Genomic DNA, 16,174 nt, shown 5'->3' with positions numbered 1-16,174 from the left:
TGGCAATTACCCACTTCACGACTGCAACGGACTGGATGCCATGCTCGACCCCAAACTGCTGCGCAGCGACCTCGAAATGGTCGCCCACCGACTGGCCAAGCGGGGCTTCGTCCTCGACACCGACCGTCTCGAGGCGCTGGAGTCTCGGCGGCGCGAGCTCCAGGCTGAGACCGAGTCCCTGCAGGCCGAGCGCAACACCCGCTCCAAGGCGATCGGCAAGGCCAAGGCCCAGGGCGAGGATATCCAGCCGCTGCTCGATGAGGTCTCCGACCTCGGCAATGAGCTGGACGTCGCCAAGGCGCGCCTGGCCGAGGTGCAGGCCGAGTGGGACGAGGTGGTCAGCGGCCTGCCCAACCTGCCCCACGAGAGCGTGCCGGTGGGCGATAGCGAGGAGGACAACGTCGAGCTCCACCGCTGGGGGACGCCGCACGCCTTCGACTTCGCGGTGCGCGACCATGTCGACCTGGGGGCGCTCAAGGGCCACCTCGACTTCGACCTGGCGGCCAAGCTGACCGGCTCCCGCTTCGCAGTGATGCGTGGCCCCATCGCGCGGCTGCATCGGGCGCTGACCCAGTTCATGCTCGACAAGCAGACCCTCGAGCATGGCTACGAGGAGTGCTACGTCCCCTACATGGTCAACGAGGCGTCGCTCCACGGCACCGGCCAGCTGCCGAAGTTCGGCGAGGACCTGTTTCGCCTCGACGACGAGCGCGGCTACCACCTGATTCCCACCGCCGAGGTGCCGCTGACCAACTTCGCCCGTGACGAGATTCTCGATTACCGTGCGCTGCCCATGAAGCTCACCGCTCACACGCCGTGCTTTCGCAGCGAGGCGGGCTCCCATGGCCGCGACACCCGGGGCATGATCCGTCAGCACCAGTTCGACAAGGTCGAGATGGTGCAGCTGGTCGACCCGGCCACCAGCTACGAGGCCCTGGAGGAGATGCGCGGCCACGCCGAGGCGATCCTCCAGGCGCTGGAGCTGCCCTATCGCGTGGTGACGCTGTGTACCGGCGACATGGGCTTCGGGGCGGCCAAGACCTACGACCTGGAGGTGTGGTTGCCTAGCCAGGACACCTACCGCGAGATCTCCTCGGTCTCCAACTGCGAGGCGTTCCAGGCGCGGCGCATGCAGGCACGCTTCCGCCACCCCGAGCAGAAGAAGCCGCAGCTGCTGCACACCCTCAACGGCTCCGGCCTGGCGGTGGGGCGTTGCCTGCTGGCGGTGATGGAGAACCACCAGCGGGCCGATGGCTCGATCGGCATCCCCGAGGTGCTGCGTCCCTATATGGGCGGGGTCGAATCGATCAACGCCTGACGCCCTTTGCTCGGCGCTACTGCGCGATCGCCCAGCTGACGCTGACGCCCGCCTCGATGCTGATGGTACCGGGGCGGTACTCGGCCTGTGGCAGGCTCTCCCGGGCATCGGCAGTCATGGCCATCATCCGCGGCTGGAAGACCGGCGAGCGGGTCTCGCTCACGGCGATCACCTCACCCAGGCCGATGCCCAGTGTCTCGGCCATCAGGGTGGCCTTGTGGCGGGCCTTCTCCAGCGCCTTGACCAGCGCCTGGTCGGTTGCGCCGTCGCGATCCGCCAGGTCATAGCTCACGCCGTCCAGGGAATCCACGCCGGCCTCGGTCAGGGCATCGAGCAGCCTGGGAAGTTGCTCGAGGTCATCGAGCTGGAGACGAATCGGGCGCTCGAGGCGGGTGCGAACCAGCGTCTCGCGCTCACCCTCCGCGTGCGGCTCGCCCGGCAGGTGCTCGGGTTGCACGTTCAGGGAGCCGGCGCGGATCGCCTCGCGCGCAAGGCCGGCCTCCTCCAGGGCGCGAATCAAGCCGGCGGCACGGGCTTCCAGCCGGTCGCGGGCCTCGCGCAGGGCATCCGGGTCGTTCGCGGTCGCCTCGCGCTGGGCGATGGCAGGCGTGTGTTCCCAGAGGCGAGCACTGAGCGTGGCACGATCCGGCACCACCTCCATTTCGGCCTCGGCCTGGACCTCCAGCCGGCGCGGCGTCTCCTCGGCGTGGGCGTGGGGCAGCATCGGCGGCGAGGCCGCGATCACCAGCGCAGCCAGGGCCGGCAGGAGCAGTGGGCGCAACGGGCGGGCAATCGGCATGGCGTTCTCCTTGTCGCATGGCGGGCACTGGGTTCGAGAACGCCGGACGGGGATGGTTCCCGTCCTTTGCAATTGCCGCCCGCCCCGGCATGATGAGCAGACTTTCAACGGTCGTGAGTCCGGGCATGCCCCATTCCCAAGACAGCAAGTCGAGTACCATTCCCCTCAACCTTACTCTGGCACTGGCCGCCCTGGTGGTGATCGTCGCAGGCATGCGGGCGGGGTCCAGCCTGCTGGTGCCACTGCTGCTGTCGCTGTTCATCGCGGTCGTCTGCACCGCGCCCGTGCAGTGGCTGCATCGCCTCGGGCTGAGCACGCGGCTGGCCGTGTGGCTGACGCTGGTGGTGATCGGTGGCTTCCTCTCCCTGCTCGGCCTGCTGCTGGTCAACAGCTTCGGCACCTTCGTCGATTCCCTGCCAGGCATCGAGCAGAAGCTCTACCAGTACTACCTGGGCCTGCTCGACGGGCTGGCCGGGCTGGGACTTGCCATCGATACCAATCGGCTGGCCGAGCTGCTGGATGCCGAGCAGTTCGGCAACTGGATTCCCACGGTGCTCGGCGAGGTGGGCAACCTGATGATGCAGAGCGTCATCGTGGCCCTGCTGGTGATGTTCCTGCTCTTCGAGACACTCAACTTCCGCGACAAGGTCTCCCGTGCCCTGGTCAATCCGGCCCCTAGCCTGCGCCGCTTCAACGAATTCAGCCGGACCCTCAAGCGCTACCTGGCCGTGAAGACGCTGATCAGCCTGGCGACCGGCGCGCTGATCTGGGTGGCCTGCAAGCTGCTGGGGGTGGAGTTTCCGCTGCTTTGGGCGGTGCTGGCCTTTGCCCTGAATTATATTCCCAACATCGGTTCGGCCATCGCGGCGGTGCCGCCGGTACTGTTGCTGCTGGTGTCCCCGGGCGGCGGAATGTTCGGTGCGCTGCTGCTTGCCGCGGCCTACCTGGGGGTCAACTTCGTGATGGGTAATATCCTCGAGCCGCGGGTGATGGGGCGGGCGCTGGGGCTCTCGACCTTCGTGGCCTTCCTGTCGCTGGTGGTGTGGGGCTGGATCTTCGGGGCGGTGGGGATGCTGCTCTCGGTGGTGCTGACCATGACCCTGAAGATCGCCCTGGACAGCCATCCCGAGACCCGCTGGATCGCCCACCTGCTGGGGCCGGGGGACGGGGCGCCGGTCGAGAAGGCCGACCGCCCGATCTCGGAGCGTGACGAGGAGTAGGGGACGCGAGACGACATCGCCCCGGCGATGGCCGGGGCGAAGCGGTCGTGCGGGAGTCGCGGGATCAGGCGTTCTGGTCGATGAATTGGGAGAGCTGTGACTTTGACTGGGCGCCGACCAGGGAGGCGACCTTGGTGCCGGACTTGAACAGCATCACGGTCGGCACGCCACGCACGCCCTGCTCGGCGGCGATCTCGGGGGCATCGTCCACGTTGATGCTGACGACCTTGAGGTTGCCGGTGCGCTCTTCGGCGACCTCGTCGACCACCGGTGCCATCACCTTGCAGGGACCACACCAGGGGGCCCAGAACTTGAGCAGGACCGGCGTATCGGCCTTGAGGACTTCCTGCTCGAAGTTGGCATTGGTGACATCGACGTTATTGGCCATGTGATTCTCCAGTTTCGTTGCGCTGTATCGAGCGGATGGGGTGACATGCAGGGCATGCTCGGTCGGACGATGTTAGCGGTCGACCGAAGTGCTGGCAAATCCCCGCCGTGTGGCAGGGCGCAGGAAAGCGGTTGCACCTGCCCGGCCAGGTTATGCTATAAAGCGATCATGGATTATTTTTTTATGTCTTGCGGGTCTTTTAAAGACCCTATGACACGCGAGGGAGGGCGGCCATGAAGCTACAGCAGCTGCGCTACATCTGGGAGGTGTCGCGCCACAATCTCAACGTCTCGGCCACTGCCCAGAGTCTCTTCACCTCCCAGCCGGGCATCTCCAAGCAGATCCGCCTGCTCGAGGACGAGCTTGGTGTCGAGATCTTCGCCCGCAGCGGCAAGCACCTGACCCGCGTGACTCCCGCAGGGCAGGCGATCATCGAACTGGCCGGGCAGGTGCTGAGGCTTGCCGAGAACATCAAGGAGGTTGCCCAGGAGCACAGTGACGAGCGTCGCGGCAGCCTGGCGATCGCCACCACCCACACCCAGGCGCGTTATGCGCTGCCGCCGGTGATCCGCGACTTCACCCAGAAGTATCCCGACGTGGCCCTGCACATGCAGCAGGGCACCCCGAAGCAGATCGCCCAGATGGTCAGCGATGGCCAGGCCGACTTCGCCATTGCCACCGAGTCCCTCGAACTCTTCAACGACCTGGTGCTGCTGCCCTGCTATCGCTGGAACCGCTGCATCCTGGTGCCCCAGGGACACCCGCTGGCCGAGATGGAGACCCTGACGCTGGAGGCCCTGGCGGACTACCCGCTGGTCACCTACGTGTTCGGCTTCACCGGGCGCTCCCAGCTCGATGATGCCTTCCGCGCAAGGGGGCTGACGCCCAACGTGGTGCTCACCGCGGCCGATGCCGATGTGATCAAGACCTACGTGCGCCTGGGGATGGGAGTGGGCATCGTTGCCCACATGGCGGTGGATGCCGAGCACGACACCGACCTGGTGGCCGTGGAGGCCGGCCACCTCTTCGCGAGTTCCACCACCAAGATCGGCATTCGCCGGGGCACCTTCATGCGCGGCTATATGTATGACTTCCTGGAAGGCTTTGCCGGCCATCTGACGCGGGATCTGGTCGACGCGGCACTTGTCGCCGGCCCGCGTCACGAGGAGGCGCTCTTCAAGGATATTGCGCTGCCTTCACGCTGAGGGTGGCTCTGCTTTTCGTCCTCTCCCTCTGTCGCTGTCGCGGGCGGTCTCGCCCGCGACGTCATCCAGCGTTCATCTAATGCTGAAGGTGCAGCCCGCACTCGCGCTTCTCCTCGACCTTGGTGGGGTCGAAGTAGTCGAAGTTGTTGGGCAGGTCGTGGGCCTGCAGGTAGTGATAGAGGTCGCGGGCCGTCCAGTGCAGCAGGGGGGAGACCTTCAGCAGGCCGTCGGCGTTGCGGCTCACCGCTGTCATGCGGGCACGCTCGGGGGTGTCCTCGGCGCGCAGGGCGGTGAACCAGACATCCGGTGCCATCTCGCGCAGGGCGCGCTCGAAGGGTTCGAGCTTCACCTCCCGGGTGAAGGCCGCGTGGCGCGGATCCTCGATCCCCGGGGCGGGGCCCTCCAGTGCCTCGCGATGGGCCCGCGAGCGCCGTGGCAGATAGCTCACCAGGTTGAGGTTCAGGCGCCGGATCAGGTCATCGGCGAAGCGGTAGGTGGCCTCGGTGTTGTAGCCACTGTCCATCCAGACGATCGGGATATCCGGCTGCTGGCGCGTGACCAGGTGCAGGATCACGGCCTCGAAGGGGCGGAAGTTGGTCGTGCAGATCGGCCGCTGTCCCTGATCCAGCGCCCAGCGGATCAGGGCCTCGGGATCGTTGCCGAGCTCCCGGTTGATGACGTCGAGTTGCGGCTCCATGAGGGGCTCCCGGGCAGGTGGTCTTGAGTCTGGAGCTACCCTAGCAGAGCCGGCGAGGCCTTCCCCAATACCGATTCATTGGATATCTATTCCTTGATGGATTAAATAGTCTGGCTTCTTATTCCATAATGAGTCAGGGCTGGCCGCCATCAGGGCCCGCATCAGGTGGCGGATCTTGTCCAGGGTCTCGGTGTACTCCTCCTCGCCGCGGGAGTCGGCGACCAGGCCGCCCCCGCCCCACAGGTGCAGCGCTCCGCCGTCGGCCACCACGCTGCGGATGGCGATGGAGGTGTCCATCCGACCGCGCACGTCCACGTAGCCGAGGCTGCCGCAATAGGCGCTGCGGCGGCTGGGTTCCAGCTCGTCGATGATCTGCATGGCACGTACCTTGGGCGCGCCGGTGATGGAGCCGCCGGGGAAGGCGGCGGCCAGCAGGTCCATGGGCCGCTGGCCTGCCGCCAGTTCGCCGACGATCACGCTCACCAGATGGTGCACGTTGGCGTAGCTCTCCAGGCCGCAGAGCTGGGGTACCCGCACGCTGCCGGGCCGGCAGACCCGCCCCAGGTCATTGCGGAGCAGGTCGGTGATCATCACGTTCTCGGCCCGGTCCTTGAGGCTCTCGGCCAGCTCACGGGCCAGCCGCCGGTCCTCCTCGGGGGTCGCGCCGCGCGGCCGTGTACCCTTGATGGGGCGGGTCTCGACCCGACCCTCCCGGCAGAGCAGGAAGCGCTCCGGGGAGAGCGAGAGGATCGCCTTGTCGTCCCAGGCCAGGTAGCCGGCGAAGGGGGTGGGTGTGGCGTCGCGGAGTCGACGGTAGGCCGCCCAGAGGTCACCCTCGAAGGGGGCGCTGAAGCGCTGAGCCAGGTTGATCTGGTAGCAGTCGCCGGCGCGGATGTAGTCCTGCACCGTGGCAAAGCGTGCCAGGTAGTCGTCGCGGCTGAGCTCGGCGGCGAAAGGGGCGGTGAGGCGGAACCCCGCCGCCGGAGGTGCCGGCGCGTCCAGCCACTCAAGCACCTGGCGGCGTCGTGAGGCACTGCCCACCAGCCAGCTCTGCCGGCAGTCGTGGTCCTGGATCAGCGCCCAGTCATAGAGGCCGACCCGGCTCGCCGGCAGCGTGACCGCCTGCCGGGCCTGTCCGGCCACCGGCTCGAGTCGCTGTCCGAGGTCGTAGCTCCAGTAGCCGATCAGCCCGCCGAGAAACGGCAGCCGGCTGTCCGGCGCCTCGCCATCCAGCCGGTCGAGCAGCGCCTGCTGGGCGGCGAAGGGGGAGAGTCCCGCCAGCGCCGGGTCCCCCTGCACGCACCCGGCGGCGTCGACCTCGAGCAGCGCGAGGGGGTCGCAGCTGAGGATGTCGTAGCGGCCACCCGGTGCCTTCGGGCGACCGCTGTCGAGCAGCACGGCACCGGGCCTGTCGCGCAGGGCCGCGAAGTAACCCAGCGGATCCTCGCGGTAGGGCAGGGGGGTGATCTCGATCGGTAGTGTCATCACGGCGTCTTCCCGGAACAGGCGCCCCATTCTAGGCTTCGAGAGCCGGCTTGTCCTTCCCGTCGCCGCCCCGATCAACGCTATCGGTCCGTTCCCGAGGCGCGATCATTGTCGACATTGATGGGTGAGCGCCACAGGTTGTCTACAACCAAAGGTTAATCCCTTCCGGCCTGCCGGCCTGTTGACCCCGAGGAAGGCAGTGTCTAAAGTTCTCCCATCACTTGATTGTCGACAATTGCCATGAACTCAGTCGCACCGGAACAGGCCACAACTCCGGAAGTCCGTACCCTGGCGGAGCGGGTCTTCCAGCAGCTGCAGGATGCCATCGTCAGGGGCGAGCTGGCACCGGGCAGCAAGATCACCGAGCCGGGGTTGTCACGGGCCTACGGCATCTCTCGCGGGCCGCTCAGGGAGGCCATGCGCCGCTTGGAAGTGCACCGCCTGATCGAACGGGTGCCCCATGTCGGGGCCCGGGTGGTCAAGCTCACCATGAAGGAGCTGCTCGAACTCTTCGACGTGCGCGAGGCGCTGGAGAGCATGGCCGCTCGGCTCGCCGCCGAACACATGACCGCCGAGGAAATCGCCGGGCTGCGTGAGGTGCTGGCCATGCACGAGCGCCAGGCCGACCTGCGCCGCGGCGAGGCCTACTATCAGCGCGAGGGTGACCTGGACTTCCACTTCCGCATCGTCCAGGGCAGCCACAACAAGATGCTGATGGGCATGCTCTGCGACGACCTCTACTACCTGGTACGGCTCTATCGTACCCAGTTCAGTGCCAGCGGCACCCGTCCCCAGCGCGCCTTCGTCGAACACCACCGCATCGTCGATGCCATCGAGGCTGGCGACGCCGAGCTGGCCGAACTGCTGATGCGCCGCCACGTCAGCGCTTCCCGGGCCAACGTGGCCGACCGCTACGCCGCTACTCTCAAGCAGGAAGCCGAGGCGACCACCTGAGGCCGACCCGGACAACATGAGGAGACCCAGCATGACCCAGCAGACCCCCGGTGCGCGTTTTCGCGCCGCCCTCGAGGCCAATCGCCCGCTGCCCATCGTCGGTACCATCAATGCCTACACCGCCATGATGGCCGAGCGGGTGGGCCATCAGGCCATCTACCTCTCCGGCGGCGGCGTGGCCAATGCCTCCTTCGGCCTGCCCGATCTCGGCATGACTACCATGAATGACGTGGTCGAGGATGCCCACCGCATCTGCGGCGCCACCGAGGTGCCTCTCCTGGTGGATATCGACACCGGCTGGGGCGGGGCCTTCAACATCGCCCGCACCGTCAAGGAGATGCAGCGCGCCGGGGTGGCCGCCGTCCACCTCGAGGACCAGGTCGCCCAGAAGCGCTGCGGCCATCGCCCCAACAAGGAGATCGTCTCCAAGCAGGAGATGGTCGACCGCATCAAGGCCGCCGCCGATGCGCGCCTCGACCCCGACTTCACCCTGATCGCGCGTACCGACGCCTTCCAGAAGGATGGCCTGGATGCCGCCATCGAGCGTTCGCAGGCCTGCATCGAGGCCGGTGCCGATGCCATCTTCGCCGAGGCGGTGCACACCCTCGAGGACTACCGGGCCTTCTGCGAGCGCGTCGACGCGCCGATCCTGGCCAACATCACCGAGTTCGGGGCCACGCCGCTGTTCACCCAGCAGGAGCTGAGCGAGGTGGGATGCCGCATGGTGCTCTACCCGCTGTCCGCCTTCCGCGCCATGAATGCCGCGGCCCTCAAGGTCTACCAGAGCATCCACGACAACGGCCACCAGAAGGACGTGGTGGAGCTGATGCAGACCCGTGACGAGCTCTACGACTTCCTCAACTACCACGACTTCGAGCGCAAGCTCGACGCGCTGTTTGCCGAAAACCAGCTCGCGGAGAAGGGCGGCGAGGCGTAACGCTGCGCGGCCGTCAAACCGATAAGAATCGATTCACAAGGAGATACCACATGGCAGACAAACCCGTCAGCAGCAGCGGCCTGCGCGGCCAGAGTGCCGGCACCACGGCCCTGTGCACCGTCGGCAAGACCGGCTCGGGCCTGACCTATCGCGGCTTCGACATCAAGGAACTGGCCGAGAAGGCGAAGTTCGAGGAGGTCGCCTACCTGCTGCTCAAGGGCAAGTTGCCCAACCAGGCCGAGCTCGACGCCTACATCAGCAAGCTCCAGGGCCTGCGCGGCCTGCCCGACGCGCTCAAGACCGTCCTCGAGCAGATCCCCAAGGACGCCCATCCCATGGACGTGATGCGCACCGGCGCCTCCATGCTGGGCAACCTGGAGACCGAGCAGAGCTTCGATGAGCAGCAGGACGTCTCCGACCGCCTGCTGGCCGTGCTGCCGTCGATCATCTGCTACTGGTATCGCTTCAGCCACGATGGCGTGCGCATCGAGACCGAGACCGATGACGAGTCGGTGGGTGGCCATTTCCTGCACCTGCTGCGCGACGAGCCGGCCTCCGAGCTGCATGCCCGGGTGATGAACGTCTCGCTGATCCTCTATGCCGAGCACGAATTCAACGCCTCGACCTTTACCGCGCGTGTCTGTGCCTCGACCCTCTCCGACATGCACTCCTGCGTGACCGGCGCCATCGGCTCGCTGCGCGGCCCGCTGCATGGCGGTGCCAACGAGGCGGCCATGGCGATGATCGAGGACTGGCAATCGCCGGAAGAGGCCGAGCGCGAGATCCTCGGCATGCTCGAGCGCAAGGACAAGATCATGGGCTTCGGCCACGCGATCTACCGCGAGTCCGATCCGCGCAACGCCATCATCAAGCACTGGTCTAAGCAGCTAGCCGAGGATGTCGGTGACAGCGTGCTCTACCCGGTCTCCGAGCGCGTCGAGGAAGTGATGTGGCGCGAGAAGAAGCTGTTCTGCAACGCCGACTTCTTCCACGCCAGCGCCTATCACTTCATGGACATCCCCACCAAGCTGTTCACGCCGATCTTCGTCTGTTCGCGGGTCACCGGCTGGTGTGCCCATGTCTTCGAGCAGCGCGCCAACAACCGCATCATCCGCCCGAGCGCCGACTACGTCGGCCCCGAGAAGAGCGAGTGGGTGCCGATCGAGAATCGGGGTTGAGTATGAATACCGACTACCGTAAACCGCTTCCCGGCACCGAGCTGGACTATTTCGACGTGCGTGCGGCCGTCGAGGCGATCCAGCCCGGTGCCTACGACACCCTTCCCTATACCTCCCGGGTGCTCGCCGAGCAGCTGGTGCGCCGCTGCGAGCCCGATCTGCTCACCGATGCGCTCAAGCAGCTGATCGAGCGTCGCCGCGACCTGGACTTCCCCTGGTACCCGGCGCGGGTGGTGTGCCACGACATCCTCGGCCAGACGGCACTCGTCGACCTGGCCGGCCTGCGTGATGCCATCGCCGAGCAGGGCGGTGATCCCGCCAAGGTCAACCCGGTGGTGCCGACCCAGCTGATTGTCGACCACTCCCTGGCCGTGGAGCACGCCGGCTTCGAGAAGGACGCCTTCGACAGGAACCGCGCCATCGAGGATCGTCGCAACGAGGATCGCTTCCACTTCATCGAGTGGACCAAGACCGCCTTCGAGAACGTCGACGTGATTCCCGCCGGCAACGGCATCATGCACCAGATCAACCTGGAGAAGATGTCACCGGTGGTCCAGGCACGCGACGGCGTGGCCTTCCCCGACACCTGCGTGGGCACCGACAGCCACACCCCGCATATCGACTGCCTGGGGGTGATCGCCATCGGCGTGGGTGGCCTCGAAGCCGAGACCGTGATGCTGGGCCGTCCCTCCATGATGCGCCTGCCCGACATCGTCGGCGTGGAGCTGACCGGCAAGCCCAAGCCGGGCATCACCGCCACCGATATCGTGCTGGCGATCACCGAGTTCCTGCGCCGCGAGCGGGTGGTAGGGGCGTATCTGGAGTTCTTCGGCGAGGGGGCCAAGAGCCTCACCATCGGCGACCGCGCCACCATCTCCAACATGACCCCGGAGTATGGCGCCTCGGCGGCGATGTTCTACATCGATGAGCAGACCCTCGACTACCTCACGCTCACCGGCCGCGAGCCGGAGCAGGTCGAACTGGTCGAGACCTACGCCAAGCAGACCGGCCTGTGGGCTGACAGCCTGGCCGGCGCCCAGTACGAGCGCGTGCTGACCTTCGATCTGTCCAGCGTCGAGCGCAACCTGGCGGGCCCCTCCAACCCGCACCGTCGCCTGCCCACCAGCGCCCTGCACGAGCGCGGTGTCGCCGTGGACTATGACAAGGCCCAGGCGGAGGAGAAGGCGGGCAGGATGCCCGATGGCGCGGTGATCATCGCCGCCATCACCAGCTGCACCAACACCTCCAACCCGCGCAACGTGGTGGGCGCCGCCCTGCTGGCCAAGAAGGCCAACGAGCTGGGTCTTGTGCGCAAGCCCTGGGTGAAGTCCTCCTTCGCGCCGGGGTCGAAGGTCGCGCGACTCTACCTGGAAGAGGCGGGCCTGCTCTCCGAGCTGGAGAAGCTCGGCTTCGGTATCGTCGCCTATGCCTGCACCACTTGTAACGGCATGTCCGGCGCGCTGGACCCGAAGATCCAGCAGGAGATCATCGACCGCGACCTCTACGCCACCGCGGTGCTCTCCGGCAACCGCAACTTCGATGGCCGCATCCACCCCTACGCCAAGCAGGCCTTCCTGGCCTCGCCGGCGCTGGTGGTGGCCTATGCCATCGCCGGCACGGTGCGCTTCGACATCGAGAAGGACGTGCTGGGCACCGACCCGAAGGGTAACCCGGTGACCCTCAAGGACCTCTGGCCCTCCGACGAGGAGATCGACGCCATCGTCGGCGAGTTCGTCAAGCCGGAGCAGTTCAAGCAGGTCTATATCCCGATGTTCGACCTGGACGCCTTTGAGCCGGCCGAGAGCCCGCTCTACGACTGGCGACCGCAGAGCACCTACATCCGCCGCCCGCCCTACTGGGAGGGCAACATGGCGGCGGTGCGTGCGCTCAAGGGCATGCGGCCGCTGGCGATCCTGCCGGACAACATCACCACCGACCACCTGTCGCCGTCCAACGCCATCATGATGGACAGCGCGGCGGGGGAGTACCTGCACAAGATGGGCCTGCCGGAGGAGGACTTCAATTCCTACGCCACCCATCGCGGCGACCACCTCACCGCCCTGCGGGCGACCCTGGCCAACCCTAAGCTGTTTAACGAGATGGTCCGCGACGAGAACGGCGAGGTGAGGCAGGGCTCGCTGGCGCGCATCGAGCCGGAAGGCGAGGTGACCCGCATGTGGGAGGCCATCGAGACCTACATGGAGCGCAAGCAGCCGCTGATCGTCATCGCCGGCGCCGACTATGGCCAGGGTTCCTCGCGCGACTGGGCGGCCAAGGGCGTGGCCCTGGCCGGGGTCGAGGCGATCGTCGCCGAGGGCTTCGAGCGTATCCATCGCACCAACCTGATCGGCATGGGCGTGATGCCGCTGCAGTTCCAGGAGGGCACCACTCGCCACACCCTGCAGCTCGACGGTACCGAGACCTACGACGTGGAAGGCAAGCCTGAGCCCGGCGCGACCCTGGAGCTTGTCATCCACCGCAAGACCGGCGAGGCCGACCGCGTGCCGGTGACCTGTCGCCTGGATACCGCCGAGGAAGTGACGGTCTACTCCGCCGGCGGCGTGCTGCAGCGCTTCGCCAAGGACTTCCTGGAAGGTGCGGGGAGTGAGGAGGTGGCGAGCGCATGAGCCAGCTACCCCAGATAAGGATTCCCGCCACCTACATGCGTGGCGGCACCAGCAAGGGCGTCTTCTTCAGGCTCACCGACCTGCCGGAGGCCGCGCAGGTCCCGGGCGAGGCCCGTGATCGGCTGCTGATGCGGGTGATCGGCAGCCCCGATCCCTACCAGAAGCAGATCGACGGCATGGGTGGCGCCACCTCCAGCACCAGCAAGACGGTGATCCTGTCGAAGAGCGAGAGCCCCCAACACGACGTGGACTACCTGTTCGGCCAGGTCTCCATCGACAAGGCCTTCGTCGACTGGAGCGGCAACTGCGGCAACCTCTCGGCGGCGGTGGGACCCTTCGCGATCAGCAACGGACTGGTGGACCCGACGCGCATCCCGCAGAACGGCGAGGCCGAGGTGCGCATCTGGCAGGCCAACATCGGCAAGACCATCGTTTCCCGAGTGCCGATCACGGACGGCGAGGTGCAGGAGACCGGTGACTTCGAACTGGACGGGGTAACCTTCCCGGCCGCCGAGGTGCCGGTGGCCTTCAAGGACCCGGCAGACGGCGAGGGCGCCATCTTCCCGACCGGCAACCTGGTGGATGACCTGGAGGTGCCCGGGGTAGGCACCCTCAAGGCGACCATGATCAATGCCGGCATCCCGACCGTCTTCGTCGACGCCGCCGCTCTCGGCTATGCCGGGACCGAACTGCAGGAGGCGATCAACGGCGACGCCAAGGCGCTGGAGATGTTCGAGACCATCCGCGCCCATGGTGCGGTGCGCATGGGGTTGATCGCCGACCTCAGCGAGGCGGCGGCCCGCCAGCATACCCCCAAGGTGGCCTTCGTGGCCCCGCCGGCCGACTATCTCTCCTCCAGCGGCAGGCAGGTCAAGGCCGAGGAGGTTGACCTGCTGGTGCGGGCGCTCTCCATGGGCAAGCTCCACCACGCCATGATGGGCACCGCGGCGGTGGCCATCGCCTCGGCCGCCGCCATCGAGGGCACCCTGGTCAACCTGGCCGCCGGCGGCGGCAAGCGCAACGCGGTGACCTTCGGCCATCCCTCCGGCACTCTGCGTGTGGGCGCCGAGGCGAGCCTGGTGGACGGCCGCTGGATGATCGACCAGGCGGTGATGAGCCGCAGCGCCCGGGTGCTGATGGAGGGCTGGGTCCGCGTTCCCGGCGATAGTTTCTAAGGCCGGCGTTGTGCCTGGTCTCGTCGATGGAAATACGCCTCGGGTCCCAGGACTCGGGGCGTCTTCTATAGTGAAGGACACGGATCAAGGGCGTTTGCTCGGCAGGGCAACAGGAGATGAGCATGAGTACCGTGGAAGCCAATGTGCGGCCGGACTATGACGTCGAACTGCAGAAGATCGCCGATTATATCCTCGGCTTCACGATCGAGAGCAGCGAGGCGCTGGATACCGCCCGTCATTGCCTGATGGATACCCTGGGGTGCGGCCTGCTGGCGCTGCGCTTCCCGGAGTGTACCAAGCACCTCGGGCCGCTGGTCGAGGGCACCGTGGTGCCCCATGGCGCCCGCGTGCCGGGCACCTCGTTCCGGCTGGACCCGGTCAAGGCGGCCTGGGACATCGGGGCTATCATCCGCTGGCTCGACTACAACGACACCTGGCTGGCGGCGGAGTGGGGGCACCCCTCGGACAATCTGGGGGCTATCCTGGCCGTGGCCGATCACCTCTCCCAGAAGCGCCTGGCCCAGGGCGACTCGCCGCTGACCATGCGCGAGGTGCTGGAGTCCATGGTCATGGCCCACGAGATCCAGGGCGTGCTGGCGCTGGACAACTCCTTCAACCGCGTGGGCCTCGATCATGTGGTGCTGGTCAAGGTGGCCTCGACCGCCGTGGTTGCCAAGCTGATGGGCGCCGATCGCGAGCAGTTGCTCTCGGCGCTTTCCCATGCCTGGGTCGATGGCCAGAGCCTGCGTACCTACCGTCATGCCCCCAACGCCGGCTCCCGAAAGAGCTGGGCCGCCGGAGATGCCACGTCACGCGCCGTACGTCTCGCCGATATCGCCCTGCGCGGCGAGATGGGCATCCCCGGGGCGCTCTCCGCCCCGCAGTGGGGGTTCTATGACATCCTCTTCAGCCATACCAATCGGGACCTGGCGCTCAAGCCCGAAGCGGAGCGCAAGTTTACCTTCCAGCGCGAGTTCGGCAGCTACGTGATGGAGAACATCCTCTTCAAGATCTCCTTCCCGGCCGAGTTCCACGCCCAGACGGCCTGCGAGGCCGCCGTCACCCTGCATCCCCAGGTCAGGGACCGCCTTGAAGAGATCGACCGCATCGTGTTGACCACCCACGATTCGGCGATACGCATCATCTCCAAGGAGGGTGACCTGGCCAATCCGGCGGATCGCGACCACTGCCTGCAGTACATGACCGCCGTGCCGCTGATCTTCGGCAGCCTGACCGCGGAGCACTATGAGGACGAGTTCCACAAGGCGAACCCGCTCATCGATGCATTGCGCGCCAGGATGGAGGTGGTCGAGGATGAGGCCTACTCGAAGGATTACTACGATCCCGAGAAGCGCTCCATCGCCAATGCCATCCAGGTCTTCTTCAAGGACGGCAGTGCCACGGAGAAGGTCGAGGTCGAATACCCGGTAGGCCATCGTCGTCGACGGGCCGAGGGGATTCCGCTGCTGGTGGACAAGTTCCGGCGCAACCTGGCGACCCGTTTCCCGGCAGGCCGCTGCGAGACAATCATGGCGCTGTGCAAGGAGCAAGCACGCCTGGAGCGTACCCCGGTGAACCGTTTCGTCGACCTCTTCGTGATCTGAGCTTACTCGCGGCATGGCGCGGCCGTGAATGCTGGGCTATATTTTTCTGACGCACAGGGGTTGCGTGTTGCGGCCTCAGATCGTAAAGTACGCATCCGCTGCCGGCGACGGGCAACGTTGCAGGCGGTGATAAGAGGCAGAAGTGGTTGTTTCAGTTTGGGTTTTTCGAGCAAGTTGACGAAATTCCCGCTTGACGGAAACGCCCGATTCGGTAAAATACCGCCTCTCGATCGGTCGCCATCTCGATGGCCTGTCGATCAGCCGCAGGGTGCCACGGCACGCCTCGCAGGGTTGACACGGACAGCCGATCACGTAGAATACGTCTTCCTCGCAGGGCGCTGACGAGACCGCCGCTCGCTAGAGCCGGCCACGCCAGCAAGCGAGACGCTCCCATCATCGAGATCGGAGCCGCTCTTTAACAATCGATCAGGTAATTCATGTGGGCGCTTGTCGGGATGTTGGTGACCAGTCACTGCAACATTCAAGGCAAGCGACTCGTCAAATGAGACGTTTGAACCTTGAGCCAGGTTTGGTTCCACCTTAGGAACTATCAGACTTTAAACTGAAGAGTTTGATCATGGCTCAGA

General features: G+C 66.2%; 13 protein-coding genes. 9 read left to right on the top strand and 4 right to left on the bottom strand.

What is annotated here, in order from left to right:
* The first annotated feature begins 40 nt into the window (after window positions 1–40).
* Window positions 41–1,318, top strand: coding sequence for a serine--tRNA ligase (gene serS, locus M8009_RS06780; protein ID WP_250060076.1), 1,278 nt, complete (start codon window positions 41–43; stop codon window positions 1,316–1,318).
* A gap of 16 nt (window positions 1,319–1,334) precedes the next feature.
* On the opposite strand, the gene M8009_RS06775 is transcribed toward serS, so the two are convergent.
* Window positions 1,335–2,117, bottom strand: a complete 783-nt coding sequence (locus M8009_RS06775; RefSeq protein WP_250060075.1) for an SIMPL domain-containing protein — start codon at window positions 2,115–2,117, stop codon at window positions 1,335–1,337.
* Between the two features lie 125 nt (window positions 2,118–2,242).
* Between M8009_RS06775 and M8009_RS06770 the strand changes: the two genes are divergently transcribed.
* Window positions 2,243–3,337, top strand: coding sequence for an AI-2E family transporter (locus M8009_RS06770; RefSeq protein ID WP_250060074.1), 1,095 nt, complete (start codon window positions 2,243–2,245; stop codon window positions 3,335–3,337).
* Between the two features lie 64 nt (window positions 3,338–3,401).
* On the opposite strand, the gene trxA is transcribed toward M8009_RS06770, so the two are convergent.
* The gene (gene trxA, locus M8009_RS06765; RefSeq protein WP_250060073.1) at window positions 3,402–3,725 is read right to left on the bottom strand and encodes a thioredoxin; all 324 of its coding nucleotides are present in this window, start codon (window positions 3,723–3,725) and stop codon (window positions 3,402–3,404) included.
* Window positions 3,726–3,958: 233 nt separating this feature from the next.
* Here trxA and cysB point away from each other — a divergent pair, with 233 nt between their 5' ends.
* On the top strand, window positions 3,959–4,930 hold the full coding sequence (gene cysB / locus M8009_RS06760) for an HTH-type transcriptional regulator CysB (RefSeq protein ID WP_250060072.1): 972 nt from the start codon (window positions 3,959–3,961) through the stop codon (window positions 4,928–4,930).
* A 76-nt stretch (window positions 4,931–5,006) separates the two neighbouring features.
* Here cysB and M8009_RS06755 read toward each other — a convergent pair whose 3' ends face one another.
* Window positions 5,007–5,627 carry a phosphoadenosine phosphosulfate reductase domain-containing protein gene (locus tag M8009_RS06755; protein WP_250060071.1) on the bottom strand — a complete coding sequence of 207 codons (621 nt, stop codon included), beginning with the start codon at window positions 5,625–5,627 and terminating at the stop codon, window positions 5,007–5,009.
* Between the two features lie 75 nt (window positions 5,628–5,702).
* The gene (gene pabB, locus M8009_RS06750) at window positions 5,703–7,112 is read right to left on the bottom strand and encodes an aminodeoxychorismate synthase component I (RefSeq protein ID WP_250060070.1); all 1,410 of its coding nucleotides are present in this window, start codon (window positions 7,110–7,112) and stop codon (window positions 5,703–5,705) included.
* A gap of 240 nt (window positions 7,113–7,352) precedes the next feature.
* Here pabB and M8009_RS06745 point away from each other — a divergent pair, with 240 nt between their 5' ends.
* The 6 genes from M8009_RS06745 (at window position 7,353) to prpD (ending at window position 15,587) form a co-directional block, all read left to right on the top strand.
* On the top strand, window positions 7,353–8,066 hold the full coding sequence (locus M8009_RS06745) for a GntR family transcriptional regulator (RefSeq protein WP_250060069.1): 714 nt from the start codon (window positions 7,353–7,355) through the stop codon (window positions 8,064–8,066).
* A 31-nt stretch (window positions 8,067–8,097) separates the two neighbouring features.
* Window positions 8,098–9,003, top strand: a complete 906-nt coding sequence (gene prpB, locus M8009_RS06740; RefSeq protein WP_250060068.1) for a methylisocitrate lyase — start codon at window positions 8,098–8,100, stop codon at window positions 9,001–9,003.
* A gap of 50 nt (window positions 9,004–9,053) precedes the next feature.
* Window positions 9,054–10,181, top strand: coding sequence for a bifunctional 2-methylcitrate synthase/citrate synthase (gene prpC / locus M8009_RS06735; RefSeq protein WP_250060067.1), 1,128 nt, complete (start codon window positions 9,054–9,056; stop codon window positions 10,179–10,181).
* 2 nt (window positions 10,182–10,183) lie between these two features.
* Window positions 10,184–12,808: a Fe/S-dependent 2-methylisocitrate dehydratase AcnD gene (acnD, locus tag M8009_RS06730; protein ID WP_250060066.1), complete on the top strand. Its 2,625-nt coding sequence runs from the start codon at window positions 10,184–10,186 to the stop codon at window positions 12,806–12,808.
* Window positions 12,805–13,983: a 2-methylaconitate cis-trans isomerase PrpF gene (gene prpF / locus M8009_RS06725; protein ID WP_250060065.1), complete on the top strand. Its 1,179-nt coding sequence runs from the start codon at window positions 12,805–12,807 to the stop codon at window positions 13,981–13,983. Before acnD ends, prpF begins: the two co-directional genes overlap by 4 nt.
* 122 nt (window positions 13,984–14,105) lie before the next feature.
* A complete protein-coding gene (gene prpD, locus M8009_RS06720; protein ID WP_250060064.1) occupies window positions 14,106–15,587 on the top strand; it encodes a 2-methylcitrate dehydratase in 1,482 nt (493 codons plus the stop codon).
* Window positions 15,588–16,174 lie beyond the last annotated feature (587 nt).

Source organism: Halomonas gemina (assembly GCF_023554995.1).
Lineage (GTDB): Bacteria > Pseudomonadota > Gammaproteobacteria > Pseudomonadales > Halomonadaceae > Halomonas > Halomonas gemina.
The sequence above is the reverse complement of the archived record's forward strand: the minus strand, read 5'-3'. Positions and strand labels throughout refer to the sequence as shown.